General features: G+C 69.7%; 13 protein-coding genes and 1 riboswitch. Of the genes, 8 read left to right on the top strand and 5 right to left on the bottom strand.

Translation table 11 applies throughout. From position 1 onward, the window contains the following. Positions 1–44 precede the first annotated feature (44 nt). A complete protein-coding gene (glyA, locus tag JOE67_RS12520; RefSeq protein ID WP_204975878.1) occupies positions 45–1,319 on the bottom strand; it encodes a serine hydroxymethyltransferase in 1,275 nt (424 codons plus the stop codon). Between the two features lie 36 nt (positions 1,320–1,355). Next, a riboswitch (ZMP/ZTP riboswitch) is annotated at positions 1,356–1,438 on the bottom strand. Positions 1,439–1,511: 73 nt separating this feature from the next. Here glyA and JOE67_RS12515 point away from each other — a divergent pair. The 7 genes from JOE67_RS12515 (at position 1,512) to JOE67_RS12485 (ending at position 10,868) form a co-directional block, all read left to right on the top strand. Further along, positions 1,512–3,029, top strand: coding sequence for a beta-N-acetylhexosaminidase (locus tag JOE67_RS12515; RefSeq protein WP_204975877.1), 1,518 nt, complete (start codon positions 1,512–1,514; stop codon positions 3,027–3,029). Further along, positions 3,026–4,213 (top strand): N-acetylglucosamine-6-phosphate deacetylase, encoded by a 1,188-nt coding sequence (locus tag JOE67_RS12510; RefSeq protein ID WP_204975876.1) that lies wholly within the window; start codon positions 3,026–3,028, stop codon positions 4,211–4,213. Before JOE67_RS12515 ends, JOE67_RS12510 begins: the two co-directional genes overlap by 4 nt. 371 nt (positions 4,214–4,584) lie before the next feature. Continuing rightward, on the top strand, positions 4,585–6,747 hold the full coding sequence (locus tag JOE67_RS15710) for a sigma-70 family RNA polymerase sigma factor (protein WP_204975875.1): 2,163 nt from the start codon (positions 4,585–4,587) through the stop codon (positions 6,745–6,747). Positions 6,748–6,951: 204 nt separating this feature from the next. Then, on the top strand, positions 6,952–8,715 hold the full coding sequence (locus JOE67_RS12500) for a sigma-70 family RNA polymerase sigma factor (protein ID WP_204975874.1): 1,764 nt from the start codon (positions 6,952–6,954) through the stop codon (positions 8,713–8,715). Between the two features lie 9 nt (positions 8,716–8,724). Next, complete coding sequence (locus JOE67_RS12495) at positions 8,725–9,096, top strand: YrdB family protein (protein WP_204975873.1); 372 nt, start codon at positions 8,725–8,727, stop codon at positions 9,094–9,096. Between the two features lie 22 nt (positions 9,097–9,118). Next, positions 9,119–10,480 (top strand): FAD-binding oxidoreductase, encoded by a 1,362-nt coding sequence (locus tag JOE67_RS12490; RefSeq protein WP_204975872.1) that lies wholly within the window; start codon positions 9,119–9,121, stop codon positions 10,478–10,480. Next, a complete protein-coding gene (locus JOE67_RS12485) occupies positions 10,473–10,868 on the top strand; it encodes an NUDIX hydrolase (RefSeq protein WP_204975871.1) in 396 nt (131 codons plus the stop codon). Before JOE67_RS12490 ends, JOE67_RS12485 begins: the two co-directional genes overlap by 8 nt. 30 nt (positions 10,869–10,898) lie before the next feature. Here JOE67_RS12485 and JOE67_RS12480 read toward each other — a convergent pair whose 3' ends face one another. The 3 genes from JOE67_RS12480 to JOE67_RS12470 are packed head-to-tail and all read right to left on the bottom strand — an operon-like array spanning position 10,899 to position 13,814. Beyond that, positions 10,899–11,678 (bottom strand): glucosamine-6-phosphate deaminase, encoded by a 780-nt coding sequence (locus JOE67_RS12480; RefSeq protein ID WP_204975870.1) that lies wholly within the window; start codon positions 11,676–11,678, stop codon positions 10,899–10,901. Next, complete coding sequence (locus JOE67_RS12475) at positions 11,671–12,636, bottom strand: ROK family protein (RefSeq protein WP_204975869.1); 966 nt, start codon at positions 12,634–12,636, stop codon at positions 11,671–11,673. Before JOE67_RS12475 ends, JOE67_RS12480 begins: the two co-directional genes overlap by 8 nt. Continuing rightward, a complete protein-coding gene (locus tag JOE67_RS12470) occupies positions 12,633–13,814 on the bottom strand; it encodes an ROK family protein (protein WP_204975868.1) in 1,182 nt (393 codons plus the stop codon). The genes JOE67_RS12475 and JOE67_RS12470 overlap by 4 nt, the downstream gene beginning before the upstream one ends. Positions 13,815–13,989: 175 nt before the next feature. Between JOE67_RS12470 and JOE67_RS12465 the strand changes: the two genes are divergently transcribed. Next, positions 13,990–15,459: a L,D-transpeptidase family protein gene (locus tag JOE67_RS12465; protein ID WP_204975867.1), complete on the top strand. Its 1,470-nt coding sequence runs from the start codon at positions 13,990–13,992 to the stop codon at positions 15,457–15,459. Between the two features lie 82 nt (positions 15,460–15,541). Here the strand turns inward: JOE67_RS12465 and JOE67_RS12460 are convergent, their stop codons facing one another. Continuing rightward, on the bottom strand, positions 15,542–17,758 hold the full coding sequence (locus JOE67_RS12460) for an NADP-dependent isocitrate dehydrogenase (RefSeq protein ID WP_204975866.1): 2,217 nt from the start codon (positions 17,756–17,758) through the stop codon (positions 15,542–15,544). Positions 17,759–17,823: the final 65 nt, after the last annotated feature.

Below are 17,823 nucleotides of genomic sequence, written 5' to 3'. Positions count from 1 at the left end.
CGGAAGTCCCGGCGAGGGAGGGTGAGTTCGACGTATCCGGATGCTTACTGCTGCAGGTCCGGGTAGAGCGGGAACGCGCCGGCGAGGGCGTCGACGCGGGCGCGCAGCGCCTCGACGTCGGCTCCGGGCTGCAGGGCGAGGGCGATCACGTCGGCGACCTCGGTGAACTCGGCGTCACCGAACCCGCGGGTCGCGAGCGCCGGGGTGCCGATGCGCAGGCCCGAGGTGACCATCGGCGGGCGGGGGTCGTTCGGCACGGCGTTGCGGTTCACGGTGATGTGGATCTCGTGCAGCAGGTCTTCGGCCTGCTTGCCGTCGATCTCGGCGTCGCGAAGATCGACGAGCACGAGGTGCACGTCGGTGCCGCCCGAGCGCACGGCGATGCCGGCCTCCTTGACGTCCTGCTGCGAGAGGCGGTCGGCGATGATCGCCGCGCCGCGCAGCACGCGCTCCTGGCGCTCCTTGAACTCAGGGGTTCCTGCGATCTTGAACGCGGTCGCCTTCGCGGCGATCACGTGCATGAGCGGACCGCCCTGCTGACCGGGGAACACGGCCGAGTTGATCTTCTTGGCGATGTCGGCGTCGTTGGTGAGGATGAAGCCCGAGCGCGGGCCGCCGATGGTCTTGTGCACGGTCGACGAGACGACGTGCGCGTGCGGCACGGGGTTGGGGTGCAGGCCGGCGGCGACGAGGCCTGCGAAGTGCGCCATGTCGACCCAGAGCAGCGCGCCGACCTCGTCGGCGATCGCGCGGAAGGCGGCGAAGTCGAGGGTGCGGGGGTACGCCGACCACCCGGCGATGATGACCTTCGGCTTGTGCTCGATGGCCAGGCGACGCACCTCGTCCATGTCGATGGTCGAGGTCTCGGGGTTCACCCCGTAGGCGACGATGTCGTACAGGCGGCCGGAGAAGTTGATCTTCATGCCGTGCGTCAGGTGGCCGCCCTGATCGAGCGAGAGGCCGAGCAGTGTGTCCCCGGGGCGGGCGATGGCGTGCAGCACGGCGGCGTTGGCCGTGGCGCCCGAGTGCGGCTGGACGTTGGCGAACTCCGAGCCGAACAGCTGCTTGGCGCGGGCGATCGCCAGCTCCTCGGCGACGTCGACCTCTTCGCACCCGCCGTAGTAGCGACGCCCCGGGTAGCCCTCGGCGTACTTGTTGGTGAGAACGGAGCCCTGCGACTGCAGCACGGACACTGGCACGAAGTTCTCGGATGCGATCATCTCGAGGAACGTCTGCTGGCGCTTCAGCTCCCGGTCGAGCACCTCGGCGATCTCGGGGTCGACCTCGGCGAGCGGGGCGTTGAAGTAGCGGTCGGTCATGACAGTCTCCTGTTCACACGGGAATTAGGGGTGTTCCTCATCGGCCCAGGCGCGCGGTCGATTCCTATGAGGCCGCTCCCCGGTGGTGACCCACCCAGACGCCAGTCGCGACGCAAGAAGCTTAGCGGATCGTCTCCCCCGGGTCCGATCCCGCGACGTCATAATCATCGCGGAGCGGGATACATTTTGTTCATGGTCTTTCCTGTTGTGGCGGGGCTCGTGCCTGCGCCCTCGTCCGTCGCCATCGGCGACGGCGTCCTGCCCCTTCTGCCCGGCATGACCGTGACGGGCCCGTCGTCCGCATCGGAAAGGCTTCGGGATGCTGTCGCGCGGCGCACCGGCATCCGCCTCCAGCTCGCAGACGACCCGGCCGAGGCCGCCGTCGTCCTGCGCGTGGACGCCGACATCGCGGATGCCGAGGGATACACGCTCACGGTCGGCGATCGCGTCGAGATCGCGGGCGGCGCTGATGCCGGCGTCTTCTACGGCGTCGAGACCCTGCTGCAGCTGCTGACCGACGGCGATGAGGGCTGGGCATGGCCCACCGCGCGCATCGCGGACGCGCCGCGATTCGAACATCGCGGCGTCATGATCGACGTCGCGCGCCGCTTCTTCCCCGTCGACGAGGTGAAGACCGTCATCGATCGTGCCGCCGCGCTCAAGCTGAACCGCCTTCACCTGCATCTCAGCGATGACCAGGCCTGGCGGATCCAGATCGACTCCTGGCCCCTGCTCACCGAGCGCGCCTCCGGGTTCGCGGCCGACCCCGGCGACCAGGGCGGCTTCTACACGAAAGAGGACTTCCGCGAGATCGTCTCGCACGCGGCATCCCGCCACGTCGTCGTGATCCCCGAGATCGACCTGCCTGGCCATACCCATGCCGTCGGAGTCGCCTACCCTGAGCTCGTCGAAGAGCCGCATCTGCACCCGGCTCTGCTCGCCGACGCCGAACGACTCGGCCACGCGCTCCCGGTGAAGGGCGAGCCCTACATCGGCTGGGGTGTCGGCCACTCGAGCCTGCGCATCCACGAGGAGCGCACCTGGGACTTCGTGCGCGACGTGCTCACCGAGATCGCCGAGATCTCACCAGGCCCTTGGATCCACATCGGCGGCGACGAGTCGCTCGGCACCTCCGCCGACGACTTCGCCCTTGCGATCGAGCGCGCCACGTCGATCGTGCGCGACCTCGGTCGCACCCCGATCGCATGGCACGAGGCGGGGGCCGCGCCTGCACTGGCCGACGGCTCGGTCGGGCAGTACTGGGGCCTGCTCGAGCCAGAAGCGACGCACGCGTCGCACGCGGCCCGCTTCGTCGCACGCGGCGGCAAGGTCGTGCTCTCTCCGGCCGACGCCGTGTACCTCGACATGAAGTATGACGCCGACTTCCCCCTCGGTCTCGCGTGGGCGGGCACGGTGAGCGTGGAAAGGGCGCATGGGTGGGATCCGACCGCGCTGCTCGACGTTCCTGCGGATGCGATCGCCGGCATCGAGGCGCCGCTGTGGACCGAGACCGTGCGCAGCCTGCCCGATGCCGAGCTGCTGATGTACCCGCGCATCGCGGCCGCCGCTGAGCTCGCCTGGTCGCGGGCGGGCTCCGACCAGCACAGCTGGGAGGAGTTCCGAACCCGTCTGGGCAGGCTCTCGCCGCTGTGGCAGTCTGAGCGCATCCGATTCCATCCCGTCGACGAGATCCCCTGGAGTGCACGATGACCCCCGAGCCCGCGATCACCACCGATACCAGCCGCTCGCGCGTCATCCACTCCGCACGGATCGTCGACGGCGACGGCACCGTCATCGAGAACGGCTGGGTGCGCTTCGAGGACGGCCGGATCGCCGCGCGCGGCACCGGCGGCGACTGGATTCCGGCCGATGAGGTGGTCGACGCGGCAGCCGTGGCTGGGCCGGATGCCGTGCTGACTCCAGGCTTCATCGACATCCACGGCCATGGCGGCGCGGGCGCGGCCTACGACGACGGCGTGGACGCGATCCGCCGCGGTCGTGCGATGCACCGCTCTCACGGCACGACTCGCGCCGTGATCTCGCTGGTCACAGCCAGTGTCGACCAGCTCGCCGAGCAGGTTGCGATGATCGCCGACCTCGCAGGCACGGATGCCGACGTCCTCGGCAGCCACCTCGAGGGCCCTTTCCTCGACCCGGGGCACCAGGGGGCGCACGAGCCGTCGCTGCTCCGGCATCCGGACCCGGCTGACGTGACCCGTCTTCTCGAGGCGGGTCGGGGCACGGTCAGGCAGGTCACGATCGCACCGGAGCTTCCCGGCGGACTCGAGGCTGTTCGTCTCATCGTCGCGGCCGGCGCCGCCGCCGCGGTCGGGCACACCGACGCCGACGCCGCGATCGCGCGTCAGGCCTTCGAGGCCGGAGCGTCGATCCTCACTCACGCGTTCAACGCGATGAACGGCATCCACCACCGTGCCCCCGGCCCGATCCTCACCGCGGCCGCCGATCATCGAGTGGTACTGGAGGGCATCGCCGACAACTTCCACCTCGCGCCGTCCGTCATCAAGCTGCTCTTCGACATCGCGCCGGGGCGGGTCGCCCTGGTCACGGACGCGATGGCTGCCGCCGGCAGCGCCGACGGGCATTACGACCTCGGCGCGGTCAAGGTGACGGTGAAGGACGGCATGGCGCGCAGGGATGACACCGGATCGATCGCCGGATCGACGCTCACGCAGGACGTCGCGCTTCGCCGCGCCGTCGAGGCGGATGTTCCTCTGGTCGATGCCGTGCGCGCTCTGACGGCGACGCCGGCCGCGGCCGTCGGCTTCGGCGAGTCACTCGGGATGCTGCAGCCGGGCTTCGTCGCAGATGCCGTGCTGCTCGGATCGGATCACGAGGTCGCAGCCGTGTGGGTGGGCTCCGCGCCGACGCGCTGAGATCCCGGAGACGGATGAGGGCCGCCGCACTCCCCAGAGCGGCGGCCCTCGCGTCCCCCGGAGCCGACTGCGGCCGAAGGCTCCTCCCCCGAGGACTTCGACCGAGCGTGTCGCGGCGCGATACCCGTTCGCCGAGAGCCCTCCGCATCCGCCCCCCGGTGGTGCATCGGACCTGCTCCGCCTGAAGAGACGTCACGCCCGCTCGTTCATTACGCGAGTCCGGCAAAAACTTCTCGAGCCGTCGTCAACACTCCATGTAGCGCCACGCCCCGCGCGATACGCGCCATCTTCGTCGACTCGCGTGATCACGCGACACCGATCGCATCTCAGGGTATAGATGCACGCCGCAGACGAGCACTTGGGGGATGAACGTGACGATAGAGAATACGGGCAGCGAGGTGCTGGCTGACGCTGATCTCGTGCTGCGCACGCGGTCGGGTGATGCTGAGGCGTTCGGTGAGCTGTGGCGTCGCCATTACCCGTCCGGGATCACGGTGGCACGATCGGTGACCTCCTCGATCGACCCCGACGACCTCGTGCAGGAGTCCTACGCCCGCATCTACCAGGCGATCCTGAAGGGCGGCGGTCCCAACGGATCCTTCCGCGCCTACCTGTTCACCAGCATCCGCAACACCGCCGCCGCCTGGGGCCGCGCCCGCCGCGAGACCCCCATCGACGAACTCGACACCGTCGCCGACCCGTCATCGACCGAATCCGCCGCCGACGAGGCCCTCGACCGCGGACTCACCGCACAGGCATTCCGCTCCCTGCCCTCCCGCTGGCAGGAAGTGCTCTGGTACTCCGAGATCGAGCAGATGAAGCCCTCCGAGATCGCCCCACTGCTCGGCATGAGCACCGGCGCCGTCTCCCAGCTCAGCTTCCGAGCCCGCGAAGGCCTCCGCGAAGCCTGGATCCAAGCACACCTCCGCAACGCCGGCGAAGACTCCGAATGCCACTGGCTGGTCGAACGTCTCGGCGCCTATGCGCGCGGCAATCTGGGCGCTCGCGCACAGCTGCGGGCGCAGCGTCACATCGCCGACTGCCCGCGGTGCATGATCGCCGCCGGAGAGGCGACCGAGCTCTCGAACCGCCTCGCCCTCGTCATCCTCCCGCTGGTCACGGGCATCGCCGGCGCATCGTCGTACCTCGCGTCGACCCAGGGCGCCGGTGCGCCGGTCGTCGCACTCGCCGCGATGCCCAGCAGCGTGGTCGGCGGTGTGGTCGCGACGGAGGCGGCGGGTTCTTCCATCGGATTGGCAGCCACCGCGACACCCGCGCACCTGCCGACGCCTGCCTCGTCATCCGCCGGCGCTTCGGCCGCGGGCATCGGCGGCGCCCATGTCGGCATCGGTGCGCTCGTGGGCCTGGGTTCGGCTGCGGTGATCGTCGCGGGTGTCGTGGCGGCCGCATCCGTGCTCCCGCTCGAGCCCACCGGGGTGAGCGAGCCTGCGCCTGCCGCATCACCATCGGTGCTCGCCCCGCCGTCTGCGCAGGTGACACCCGAGGCCCAGGCGTCTGCTCCCGCTGAACCGGGTCATGAAACCCCGGCACCTGTCGCACCGGCACCCGTCGCACCAGCACCTGGCGCACCGGCGCCGATTCCGGAAGCTGAAACATGGCCTCTCCCGAAGCCTATTCCGCGCACCCCCAGGGTCGAGGACGCGTCGGCCGCGCCGACGAGTCCTGCTCCTGCACCGGAGGTGCCCGCGCAGCCCGCACTCTCGGAGATCACCTGGGACCACGTGACGGTGCGTCACGAGGGTGGGCGTTCGATCTACGTCATTCCTGTGCACGGCGCTCCCAGGGCGACCGTGCAGGTGTGGTTCGAGAAGAATCGCGCACGCGGCGATGAGATCGTTCTCGATGAGAGCGGCGCCGGTGTCGCAGAGATCCGGCCCAGTGCGGCCGAGCTCGCGAAGAACGCACTGGTGCGGTTCCGGTATGTGGTCGACGGGGTCCCCGGTGCGTGGAAGAGCGTCCGGCTGTGGGCTCTCCATGCGCCCGCGACCCCCACCGACCCCGGCACACCCGCCGAACCCGGCACACCCACCGAGCCCGGCACACCCGCCGAACCCGGCACACCCACCGAGCCCGGCACGCCCGCCGAACCCGGCACACCCACCGAGCCCGGCACGCCGCCCGACCCCGGCACACCCACCGAGCCCGGCACGCCCGCCGAGCCCGGCACACCCACCGATCCCGGCACACCCACCGGGCCGGAGACCCCCGTCGAACCCGAAACGCCCACCGGGCCGGAGACACCCGCCGAACCGGAGACACCCGTGGAACCCGAGACACCCGCCGAACCCGAAACGCCCACCGGGACGGAGACACCCGCCGAACCCGCGGTGCCCTCGGAACCCGCGCTGCCCTCGGAACCCGAACTGCCCTCGGAACCCGAGCAGGAGACGCCCGTTGCCCCCGAGGCAGACGCCGCCCCTGCGCTCACGATGTACAGGGAAGATCACGTCACGTGGCCGACCCTGACGACCGCCACCAGCGAGGTGCCCGGGACCGACGCCGGCATTCACTGACACCTCGATCACGACCGCATTCCGTGACCGAGCACGTTCACGAATCCCACAAAAGAGGGCCGAAGATCCGTGGGAGCGCTCCTTCGAGTTCTCCACAGGGGTGGCCTGTCAGACGATTTCGAGCGAGAATGAGAAGAACGCGTGATGAATCGAGCAATCACGCGTCTCTTCTTGTGAGAGCGTTCCCGCAGGTGAGGACAGGGCGTGACGATAGAGAATACGGGCAGCGAGGTGCTGGCTGACGCTGATCTCGTGCTGCGCACGCGGTCGGGTGATGCTGAGGCGTTCGGTGAGCTGTGGCGTCGCCATTACCCGTCCGGGATCACGGTGGCACGATCGGTGACCTCCTCGATCGACCCCGACGACCTCGTGCAGGAGTCCTACGCCCGCATCTACCAGGCGATCCTGAAAGGCGGCGGTCCCAACGGATCCTTCCGCGCCTACCTGTTCACCAGCATCCGCAACACCGCCGCCGCCTGGGGCCGCGCCCGCCGCGAGACCCCCATCGACGAACTCGACACCGTCGCCGACCCGTCATCGACCGAATCCGCCGCCGACGAGGCCCTCGACCGCGGACTCACCGCACAGGCATTCCGCTCCCTGCCCTCCCGCTGGCAGGAAGTGCTCTGGTACTCCGAGATCGAGCAGATGAAGCCCTCCGAGATCGCCCCACTGCTCGGCATGAGCACCGGCGCCGTCTCCCAGCTCAGCTTCCGAGCCCGCGAAGGCCTCCGCGAAGCCTGGATCCAAGCACACCTCCGCAACGCCGGCGAAGACTCCGAATGCCACTGGACCATCGAGAACCTCGGTGCGCATTCGCGGGGCAACCTCGGAGCGCGCGCACAGCAGCGCGTCGACCGCCACCTCGAGTCGTGCGCACGCTGCATGATCGTCGCCGCCGAAGCGCAGGACGTCTCGAATCGTCTCGCCCTCGTGCTGCTTCCCCTCGTGCTCGGCGTCAGCGGTGCAAGCGCCTACCTCGCCTCGTTGCAGACCGGATCTGCGCCCGTCGTCGCGCTCGCCGCGATGCCGAGCAGCGTTGTCGAAGGTGCCGTCGTGGTCAGCGGCGCCGGCGGCGCGGCAGTCACCTCCGCGGGCGCAGGTGCACCGGCAGGTGCAGGCGCGACTGCGAGCGCAGGAGCCTCGTCGGGCTCCGGTTCCGTCTCTGGCATCGGCGCTCTCGTCGGCGCCGGATCCGCCGCTCTCATCGTCGCCGGAGTCGTCGCCGCTGCAGCGGTCGTGCCCGCGATGATGGCGGCCAGCCCCGCCACTTCGCGCCCCAGTGCCTCCGACCCGGACTCGTCGTCGATCGCGTCCGAGGTCGCACCGGACGATTCGATGAAGGCAGGCGAGCCGGTGATGGTCGAGGTCGACGACGATCGTCAGGCCGCTCCCGCCCCGAAGGCTCCCGTCGCGCCCGTCACGCCGATCGATGACACGGCGGCGAAGGCACCGCGCCCGGCGCTCGCGACCCCGTCGCCTCTGCCGTCGGCGGACGAGACGCCGGATCCGTCCGAGTCGCTCTCTCCGGAACCGAGTGCGAGCCCGTCGCCCTCGCCGACGGTGACGCCGACAACCACCCCGCCCCCGACCGAGACGCCGACACCGACGCCTACGCCGACGCCGACGCCGACAGAGACCCCGTCACCCGAGCCGGAGCCGACCGGGCTCACCGTGTACGCTCCCATCCCCGGTAGCGAGAATCTGTACACGGTTCCCGTCAGCGGCACCCCGGGCGCGACAGCTCAGGTGTGGATGCGGGCCGAAGGCCGCCCCCAATCCGAGACGGTCCTCGATGAGGACGGCGACGGCTCTCTGATCATTCAGCCGAATCAGGCCGAGCTGACCAAGAACGCTCAGCTCACCTTCCTGCAGCTCGTCGACGGTGTGACCACCGACGCGACGATCATCGATCTGTTCTCGCTGCTCACCGACCTCGAGCCGTTCGCCCCGGTCCCGGCCGAATAGACTGGGAGCATGTCCCAGCCCATCGTCGCCGAACCGGGCGTGCAGCGTCCTGCCGTCACCCCGCTCGACATCGTCCGCGTACTCGTGCTGCTCGCAGCCCTCGCCACGCTGGCCCTGTGGGGCTTCGGCGAGTGGGCCACGCCGTGGAACATCGTCGTCGGCATCGGCGCGCCGCTGCTCACGCTCCTCGTCTGGGCACTGTTCCTCTCACCGCGCCCCGTACTGCGTCTGCATCCGTTCCTGCGTGCTCTGGTCGAGGTGCTCATCTACGTCGGCGTCACTCTCGCCTGGTGGTCGATCGGCCAGGCCTGGGCCGGCATCGCGTTCGCTGTCGTCGCCGTCGCCTCGGGCGTCATCGCCGGGCGCCGCACCCTCGGCTGATCTCTCGGGTCGCGACCGTCTCATGACCGTCCTCGAGCGCCTCGCGCGAGAACTCGGCGACATCGTCGACACTTCGGCAGGGGTGCTCGAGGCGGCCCGCGCAGACCGCAGCGGGCATCGCTCCCCCGGCGCTCCCCTCGCGGTCGTGCACGCGCGCTCGGTCGACGATGTGCAGACCGTCATGCGCATCGCCTCGGCGACCGGCACCCCGGTGGTCACACGCGGTGCGGGCACCGGCCTCGCCGGTGCGGCGAACGCGGGCCCAGGCGAGATCGTGCTGTCGACTGCACGGATGGACCGTGTACTCGAGGTGAGTGCCGATGATCTGCTCGCCGTGGTCGAACCCGGCATCCTGAATGCCGATCTCAACGCACAGCTCGCCGCTCACGGCCTGTGGTGGGCCCCCGACCCCGCCAGCCGTGAGATCTCCACGGTGGGCGGCAACATCGCAACCGGAGCCGGCGGGCTGCTCTGCGCGAAGTATGGCGTGGTGCGCGACGCGGTGCTCGGCGTCGACATCGTGCTCGCCGACGGCCGGATGCTGCGACTCGGCCATCGCACGGTAAAAGGCGTCACTGGCCTCGACCTCACCTCGCTTGTGATCGGCTCGGAGGGCCGGCTGGGCATCATCGTGGGCGCGACTCTCAAGCTGCGCCGGCTCGTCGAGGGAGCCGTGTGCACGATCGTCGCCTCGTTCCCGACCGTCCGCGCTGCAGCCGCGGGTTCTGCCGCGGTCACGGCCGCGGGCGTGCAGCCCGCCATCATGGAGCTGATGGATGCGGCATCCCTCAGCGCGGTGCACGCACTCTTGCGCCTCCCGGCCCCGACGCCGGGCACCTCCCAGCTGACCATTCAGACCGACGGGCCCGCCGCGCGCGACGAGGCCGAGCACATCGCCGCCGTTCTCGAGGCCGCGGGCGGAGTCGTCACGGTGTCCGACGACCCGGCCGAGGGTGAGCGGCTGCTCGCCGTCCGCCGCTCCATGCACCCTGCGATGGCGTCTCTCGGAACGACCCTGATCGAGGATGTCGCCGTGCCCCGCAGCGCGATGGCGGCGATGTTCGATGAGATCGCCAGGATCGAGCGCGAGTTCGGGGTCCGCATCCCGACCGTGGCCCATGCCGGTGACGGCAACCTGCATCCGAACTTCGTCTTCGAGGGCGAGACCGTGCCACCGCACATCTGGGCCGCCGCCGATGAGCTGTTCCGCGCCGCGATCCGACTGGGCGGCACGCTCACCGGCGAGCACGGTGTCGGCCTCCTCAAGAGCCGCTGGCTCGCCGAAGAGCTCGGCGACGACCAATGGCACATCCAGCAGCAGATCCTGCGCGTGTTCGACCCGCAGGGCATCCTGAACCCGGGAAAGGTGTTCCCCGATGCCTGACATCCACGTCAGCGCCGCCGTCATCGTCGATGACCGCGGCCACGCCCTGGTGGTGCGAAAGCACGGCACGACGCGCTTCATGCAGCCCGGCGGCAAGCCGGAGGCGGGCGAGAGCGCAGCTGCGACCCTGATCCGCGAGCTGGAGGAGGAGCTGGCGCTGCGGGTCGACGAGGCCGACCTCACTCCGCTCGGCACCTTCGTATCAGCCGCGGCGAACGAGCCGGACCATCGTGTGGTCGCCGATGCGTTCGCCCTGCGGGCGCAGCCGACGGATGTCGTCGTGCAGGCCGAGCTCGCCGAGCTCCGCTGGCTGGAGCCCGGCGACTGGACGAGCGTCCCGCTCGCGCCGCTCAGCAGCGAGCACCTGCTGCCGATCGCCTGGGCCTGAGCGCGGCGGTCGGCAGCAGTCGGCCGTGCGTCAGATGCCCTGCCAGGAGGGCTTGTTGTCGTAGCTGTAGCGGTAGTAGTCGGCGAGCGCGAGCTTCGACGCCGCATCCTCGTCGAGGACGACCGTGACATGCGGATGCAGCTGCACCGCCGAGGCGGGCATCATGGCGCTGACGGGCCCCTCGAGCGCGGCGGCGACGGCATCCGCCTTGGCCGCGCCGAAGGCGAGCAGCACCAGGTGACGGGCGCGCAGGATCGTGCCGAGACCCTGGGTGATGCAGTGCCGCGGAACCTCGTCGAGCGAATCGAAGAAGCGGGCGTTGTCTTCGCGCGTCTGCTCGGTGAGGGTCTTCAGGCGGGTGGTGGAGGCGAATGACGAGCCAGGCTCGTTGAAGCCGATGTGACCATCGGTGCCGATACCCAGCAGCTGCAGGTCGACGCCCCCGGCTTCGATCATGTCGCGCTCGTAGTCGTCGCCCGCGTGCCGGATCGTCTCGAGGCTGCCGTTGGGCACGCGGATCAGCTCGGGGTCGAGGCCCAGTGGTTCGATGACCTCGCGGGTGATGACCGAGCGATAGCTCTCGGGGTGCGAGACGTCGAGCCCGACGTACTCGTCGAGTGCGAAGCCGCGCACGTGCGAGACGTCGTGACCGGCCAGGCGCTCGCGGAGCGCCTCGTACACGGGCAGAGGGGTCGACCCCGTGGCGAGACCGAGCACGGGGCTCTTCACATCGTCGATGAGGCGGACGATCTCGTCGGCGACGAGGGCGCCTGCGGCATCCCTGCTGTCGAGGATCACGACTTCAGCCATGAGCGGGCATCTCCTTCTCGAGGGGGTGGGAACCTGAGATCACAGGACCCAGCAGCGCAGCGCCGATCGCGGCGACGGGGGATTCGGGCGACAGCAGCTCGATTCTCTCATCGAGACGCAGTGACTGCAGGAACGGCGAGTGGGCGGCGTCGTCGCGCAGCTGGGCGCGTATGCCTGGTTCGATCCGCGGCGCGAGCGCGGTGAGCCCGCCGCCGATGACGACGGTCTCGACATCGGCGGAGAGCACGAGTGCGCGCACGGCGGCTGCCGCGCCGCGGAACAGGTCGTCGCGCAGGAGCACGGCGGACGCGTCTCCCGCGTCCGCCGCGTCGAGGATGTCTCTGACCGGCAGATCGCCTCCCCGCCCCCAGGCACGCGCGAGCGCACCGCCGCCGCACAGGGTCTCGATGCAGCCGCGTTGCCCGCAGCCGCACAGGCGCCCCCGCGGGTCGACGACGAGGTGTCCCACCTCACCTGCCGTGCCGCGGGCGCCGCGCCAGATGCGACCGCCGATGATGAGGCCCGCGGCGACCCCGGTGCCGAGGTTGAGGTAGGCCATCGGATCTGCATCCTGGCGCAGGGAGGCGGCCCCCAGCGCGGCGGCCTTGACGTCGTTCTCGACGAAGCAGGGGATGCCCAGGGCATCCCGGATATGTGAGGCGAGAGCAAGAGACGCGACGCCCAGGTTCACCGCGTGCAGCACGAGTCCCTCCTCCGCGTCGACGAGACCGGGGATCCCGATGCCGACCGAGCGGATGCCGTGGAGCGGCACGTCCAGCTGCCCGACCAGCTCGGTCACTGCCGCCACCGTGCCGTCGAGCACCTCGGCGTCGCCCCAGCCCGTCGGCCTGCGGACACCCGCGAGCGGCGTGCCGTCCTCTGCGAGAGCGATCCCGGCGATCTTCGTGCCTCCGACGTCGAGACCGATGCGCACGCCGCCGTCGGGAATCGGGGTCATGACACTCCCAGCTGGGCCGAGAGCACCATCACGGCTGCTCCTCTGAGGACGATGTCGCGCTGCTCGGTCAGCAGGATCTCCACGTCTTCGAAGACCCCGTCCAGCGTCCGTGTGTGCAGCGTCTTCGTGGCCGCCGCGACGAACTCGCCGCCGAGCAGGTCGGGCGCTCCGGCGAGCACGACCTGCGAGAGGTCGAGGGCGGCGACGATGGGCGCGATCGCGATCCCGAGGCGCCGGCCGGCCTGCGCGAGGATCTCGCCCCGGCGCGCGGGGTCCGCTTCGATCAGCGCCAGCAGGTGCGGCGCATTGACCCAGGCCTCCAGGCATCCGCGGTTGCCGCAGGCACAGAGCGGACCGTCGTCCGTGCCGGTGACGACGTGGCCGATCTCGCCAGCGGCGAAGCGGCCGCCGATCACGGCCTGCCCGCCGGCGATGAGACCGGCGCCGACTCCCCGCCCGATGCGGATCAGCATGAGATCGGACCGTGCCGCCCCGAAGGTGTACTCGGCCAGCACGGCGGCGTTCGCATCGTTGCGGACGAGCACCGGCATGGCGAACTCGTCGTGCAGCCGCTGCTCGAGGGGAAGATCGCTCCAGCTGAGATTGGGGGCGCTGAGCACCGTTCCGTCCGGGCGCACGATCCCCGGGCTGCCGACTCCGATGCCGAGGACCGGACGATCAGCCGCGGCAATGAGTCCGCGCACGAGCTCGACGACGGCTGCGTACGCCTCTTCGGGATCGGCATCGACGGGCAGCGAGACGTGTCGTCGGTGCAGCATGTGGCCGTCGAGGTTGAGCACGGCGCCCTGGAACGACGCGGTGCCCGAGAGATCCACCCCGATGATCTGATGACCCTCGCGGTCGATGTCGATCACGATCGGCGGCTTGCCGGGGCCCGCCACCTCGCGCACTCCGATCTCGCGCACGATGCCATCGGCGATGCACTCGGCCACAAGATCCGAGATGGTGACGCGCGTCAGCCCGGTCTCGCGCGACAGGTCGGCGCGGCTCATCTCGCCCCGGTGGTACAGCGTCTGCAACACCAGGGAGCGGTTGTGCGAACGGGCCTGCTCTGGCAGCACCTTCCCGGCCGTGCGCAAGCCCCTCCCCCCGCCGAAAGAGCCGGTCAGAACGCTCTGGGCCGCTGCTGCGGCGCGCTGCTCGCTGGGGAGTTCCACATTTGTTAGTAGACCTTACGAACCCACCCGAACGCAAGGCTACCGACCGATCCGAGCGTCGCTTTACCGAAACGTTACCCCCGTCACCGTACTCCGCGGCAGACGTTGCCTCCCCGTTACCCCCTGTCCCGTACCATGAAAAGACACGTCACGCAGCATCTAGGGGGGTGAGTCCGTGACCGACCTGATCTCCGGACCGGGCACTGGCCAGTCGAACGCCGTCTCGGCGGATGACGAGACCGCCGTGCAACCGCCCATCGACGGGTCCCAGCCAATCGAGTGGGCCCCCATGGAGCCCGCGCCGAAGAAGCGGCGCCTCGGCCTGTGGATCGGCCTGGGCGTCGGTGCCCTCGCCATCGCCGCGGCGGGCGCTTCACTGCTGCTGATCGCCCCAGGAACGACCATCGGGGGCGTACCGGTCGGGTTCATGACCCCGGGCATGGCAGCCGAGGCCGTCAGCGCCCGCCTGGCGTCCACCGAGGTCCAGCTCACCGGGGCCGGCGACGGCGCCCGTGTCGACGGGGCCGACCTCGGCGCCGGTGTGGACGCGACCCGGCTCGCGGACCAGGCATTCGCCGACCGGCCGATGTGGAACCTCGGCGCCTGGATGGGCGACCCGATCGACGCCGAGGTGACTCTCGATCCCGAGGTCGCCGACAGCGCGCTCCGCGCCGCCGTTCCCGCCAGCTACACCCCCGCGACCGACGCCACGGTCGCGTTCGATGCTGCGGCGAAGAAGTACGCGGCCACCCCTGCCGAACCGGGCGTGGGCATCTCGGTCGACGATCTGACCACCGAGTTCACCGCCGCCCTCGCCGCAGGCAAGACATCGTTCACCTACTCCGGCGACCCCGCCGAGGTCGCACCGCTGATCACCGACGAGAAGGCCGCCGCGACGGTCGAGAAGCTCAACGGCATGCTGGCCAAGGCGGGCTTCTATGTGGGCGACGAGCGCACGGTGCCGATCGCGCCCGAGGTGGCCGCGTCGTGGCTCACCGTCGATGCCGTCGAGGGCGAGCTCAAGATCACCGCAGATGCCGCGAAGATCCAGGCCGTGGTCGACACCCTGCCTGCCAAGGTCGATCGCGAGGTCGTCAACGCGCGCAACATCGTCGACTCCGACGGCAAGGTGCTGAAGGCGATCACCGAGGGCAAGGAAGGCCGGGTGCTGGGCGACACGTCGAACACCGCGTCGGACTTCGCCGAGAAGCTCGGCGGCGGCGACTCCGCCTTCGCACTGCCGGTGACCTCGACTCCCTTCGAGTCGACCAACCTGTTCCGCCGGGTCGAGGTCGACCTCAGCGAGCAGCGCACCTACCTCTACGAGAACGAGAAGCTCGTGAAGTCGTGGTCGATCTCGTCGGGCAAGGGCGCCACCCCCACCGACAAGGGCCGCTTCCGCGTGTACGCGCAGCTGCGCTCGCAGAACATGGGCCGCGAAGACACCACCGTCAAGCCGTTCTACTACACGCCCAACGTGCCGTACGTCACCTACTACAACGGCGACGAGGCCCTGCACGGCACCTACTGGCACTCCAACTTCGGCACCCCCATGAGCCACGGCTGCGTGAACATGCCCATCGACGCCGCCAAGTTCGTGTGGGAGTGGACCACCAAGGGCACCGAGGTCTGGGTGCACGACTGATCTGCGGGCGACTGCGCAACGCAGGCGCCGACATACGAGAAGAGGCCGGATGCTGATCATCCGGCCTCTTCTCTTTCTCAGATCACAGCGCGTCGATCACGCCGTTCAGCGTCTCCGACGGACGCATCGCGGCGTCGACCTTCGCGGCATCGGGGCGGTAGTAGCCACCGATGTCGATCGGCTGGCCCTGCACGGCGTTCAGCTCGCCGACGATCTTCTGCTCGTTGGCTGCGAGGGTCTCGGCGATCGGAGCGAATGCGGCAGCGAGCTCCGCGTCCTTCGTCTGCTTCGCGAGTTCCTGTGCCCAATAGAGGCCGAGGTAGAAGTGGCTGCCGCGGTTGTCGATCGTGCCCAGCGCGCGACCCGGTGAACGGTCCTCTTCGAGGAAGGTTCCGGTAGCGGCATCCAGCGTCTCAGCGAGAACGCGTGCCTTCTCGTTGCCGGTGCGGTCGGCGAAGTGCTCGAGCGAGGCGGCGAGCGCGAAGAACTCACCCAGCGAGTCCCAGCGCAGATAGTTCTCGCTGACCAGCTGCTGCACGTGCTTGGGGGCCGAGCCGCCCGCGCCCGTCTCGAACAGACCGCCGCCGGCGAGCAGCGGCACGATGCTGAGCATCTTGGCGCTCGTGCCGACCTCGAGGATCGGGAACAGGTCGGTGAGGTAGTCGCGCAGCACGTTGCCCGTGACCGAGATGGTGTCGAGGCCGTGGCGCATGCGCGCGAGCGTGTAGCGGGTCGCCTCTTCGGGGGCGAGGATCGTGATCGTCAGGCCCTTCGTATCGAGCGTGGCGAGGCCCTGGTGCACCTTGGCGATGATCTGCGCGTCGTGCGAGCGGTTCGCGTCGAGCCAGAACACCGCGGGCGCGCCGGTCGCGCGTGCGCGGGTCACCGCGAGCTTCACCCAGTCCATGACGGGGATGTGCTTGGTCTGGGTGGCGCGCCAGATGTCGCCGGCGCCGACCGTGTGCTCGATGAGCACGGTTCCCTCGCTGTCGAGCACCTGCACGATGCCGTCCGACGCGATCTCGAAGGTCTTGTCGTGGCTGCCGTACTCCTCCGCCGCCTGCGCCATCAGGCCGACGTTCGGCACGGTGCCGATGGTCGCCGGGTCGAGCGGACCGTTGGCGATCACGTCGTCGAGCACCGCCTGGTAGACGCTGGCGTACGACGAGTCGGGGATCACCGCGATGGTGTCGGCCTCGCCGCCGTCCTCGCCCCACAGCTTGCCGCCGTTGCGCACGAGCGCGGGCATCGAGGCGTCGACGATCACGTCGCTGGGCACGTGCAGGTTGGTGATTCCCTTGTCGGAGTTGACGTACGACAGGCGGGGACCGTCGTCGATCGCCCTGTCGAATGCGGCGGCGATCTCGTCACCGCCGGCGACCTCGGACAGCCCGGCGAGGATCGAGCCGAGTCCGTCGTTGGCGCTCAGCCCGGCCTCGGCGAGCTTGTCGCCGTACTGGGCGAAGACATCCGCGAAGAAGGCCTTCACGACGTGCCCGAAGATGATCGGGTCGCTGACCTTCATCATGGTCGCCTTGAGGTGCACCGAGTACAGCACGTCATCGGCCTTGGCCTGCTCGAGGGTCTCGGCGAGGAAGGCGTCGAGCTCCCTGGCCGAGAGGAAGGTGGCGTCGATGATCTCGCGCGGGAGGACCTTCAGCCCCTCCTTGAGCACCGTGATGGTGCCGTCGGCGGCCACGTGCTGGAAGCTCAGCACGTCATCGTGAGCAGCCACCCACGAGCGCTCGTTGCTCTTGAAGTCGTCGTGGCCCATGGTCGCGACGCGGGTCTTCGACCCTTCGGCGAAGGGCTTGTTGCGGTGCGGGTGCTTCTTGGCGTAGTTCTTCACCGCGAGCGGTGCGCGACGGTCGCTGTTGCCCTCGCGCAGCACCGGGTTGACGGCCGAGCCCTTGATCCTGTCGTAGCGGGCGCGCACATCCTTCTCGTCGAGCGACTGCGGCTCGTCGGGGTAGTCGGGTACGTCGAAGCCCTTCTCCTGCAGCTCGGCGATGGCGGCCTTGAGCTGCGGGATGGACGCCGAGATGTTCGGCAGCTTGATGATGTTCGCCTCGGGCAGCGTGGCGAGGCCGCCGAGTTCGGCGAGCGCGTCGCCGACCTGCTGCTCGGGAGCGAGCTTCTGAGGGAAGGCGGCGAGGATGCGACCCGCCAGCGAGATGTCGCGGGTCTCCACCTCGATGCCCGCCTGGCCGGTGAAGGCCTTGATGATCGGCAGGAAGGAAGCGGTGGCCAGAGCCGGCGCCTCGTCTGTGTAGGTGTAGATGATGGCGTCGTCGGTCACCGGGATCTCCGTTCGCGAGGGCAAGATTTATCTCGATACCAAGATACCCGAGTCTCCCCGGCGAG

It is taken from the genome of Microbacterium esteraromaticum, from assembly GCF_016907315.1.
GTDB classification, from domain to species: Bacteria; Actinomycetota; Actinomycetes; order Actinomycetales; family Microbacteriaceae; genus Microbacterium; species Microbacterium esteraromaticum.
The sequence above is the reverse complement of the archived record's forward strand: the minus strand, read 5'-3'. Positions and strand labels throughout refer to the sequence as shown.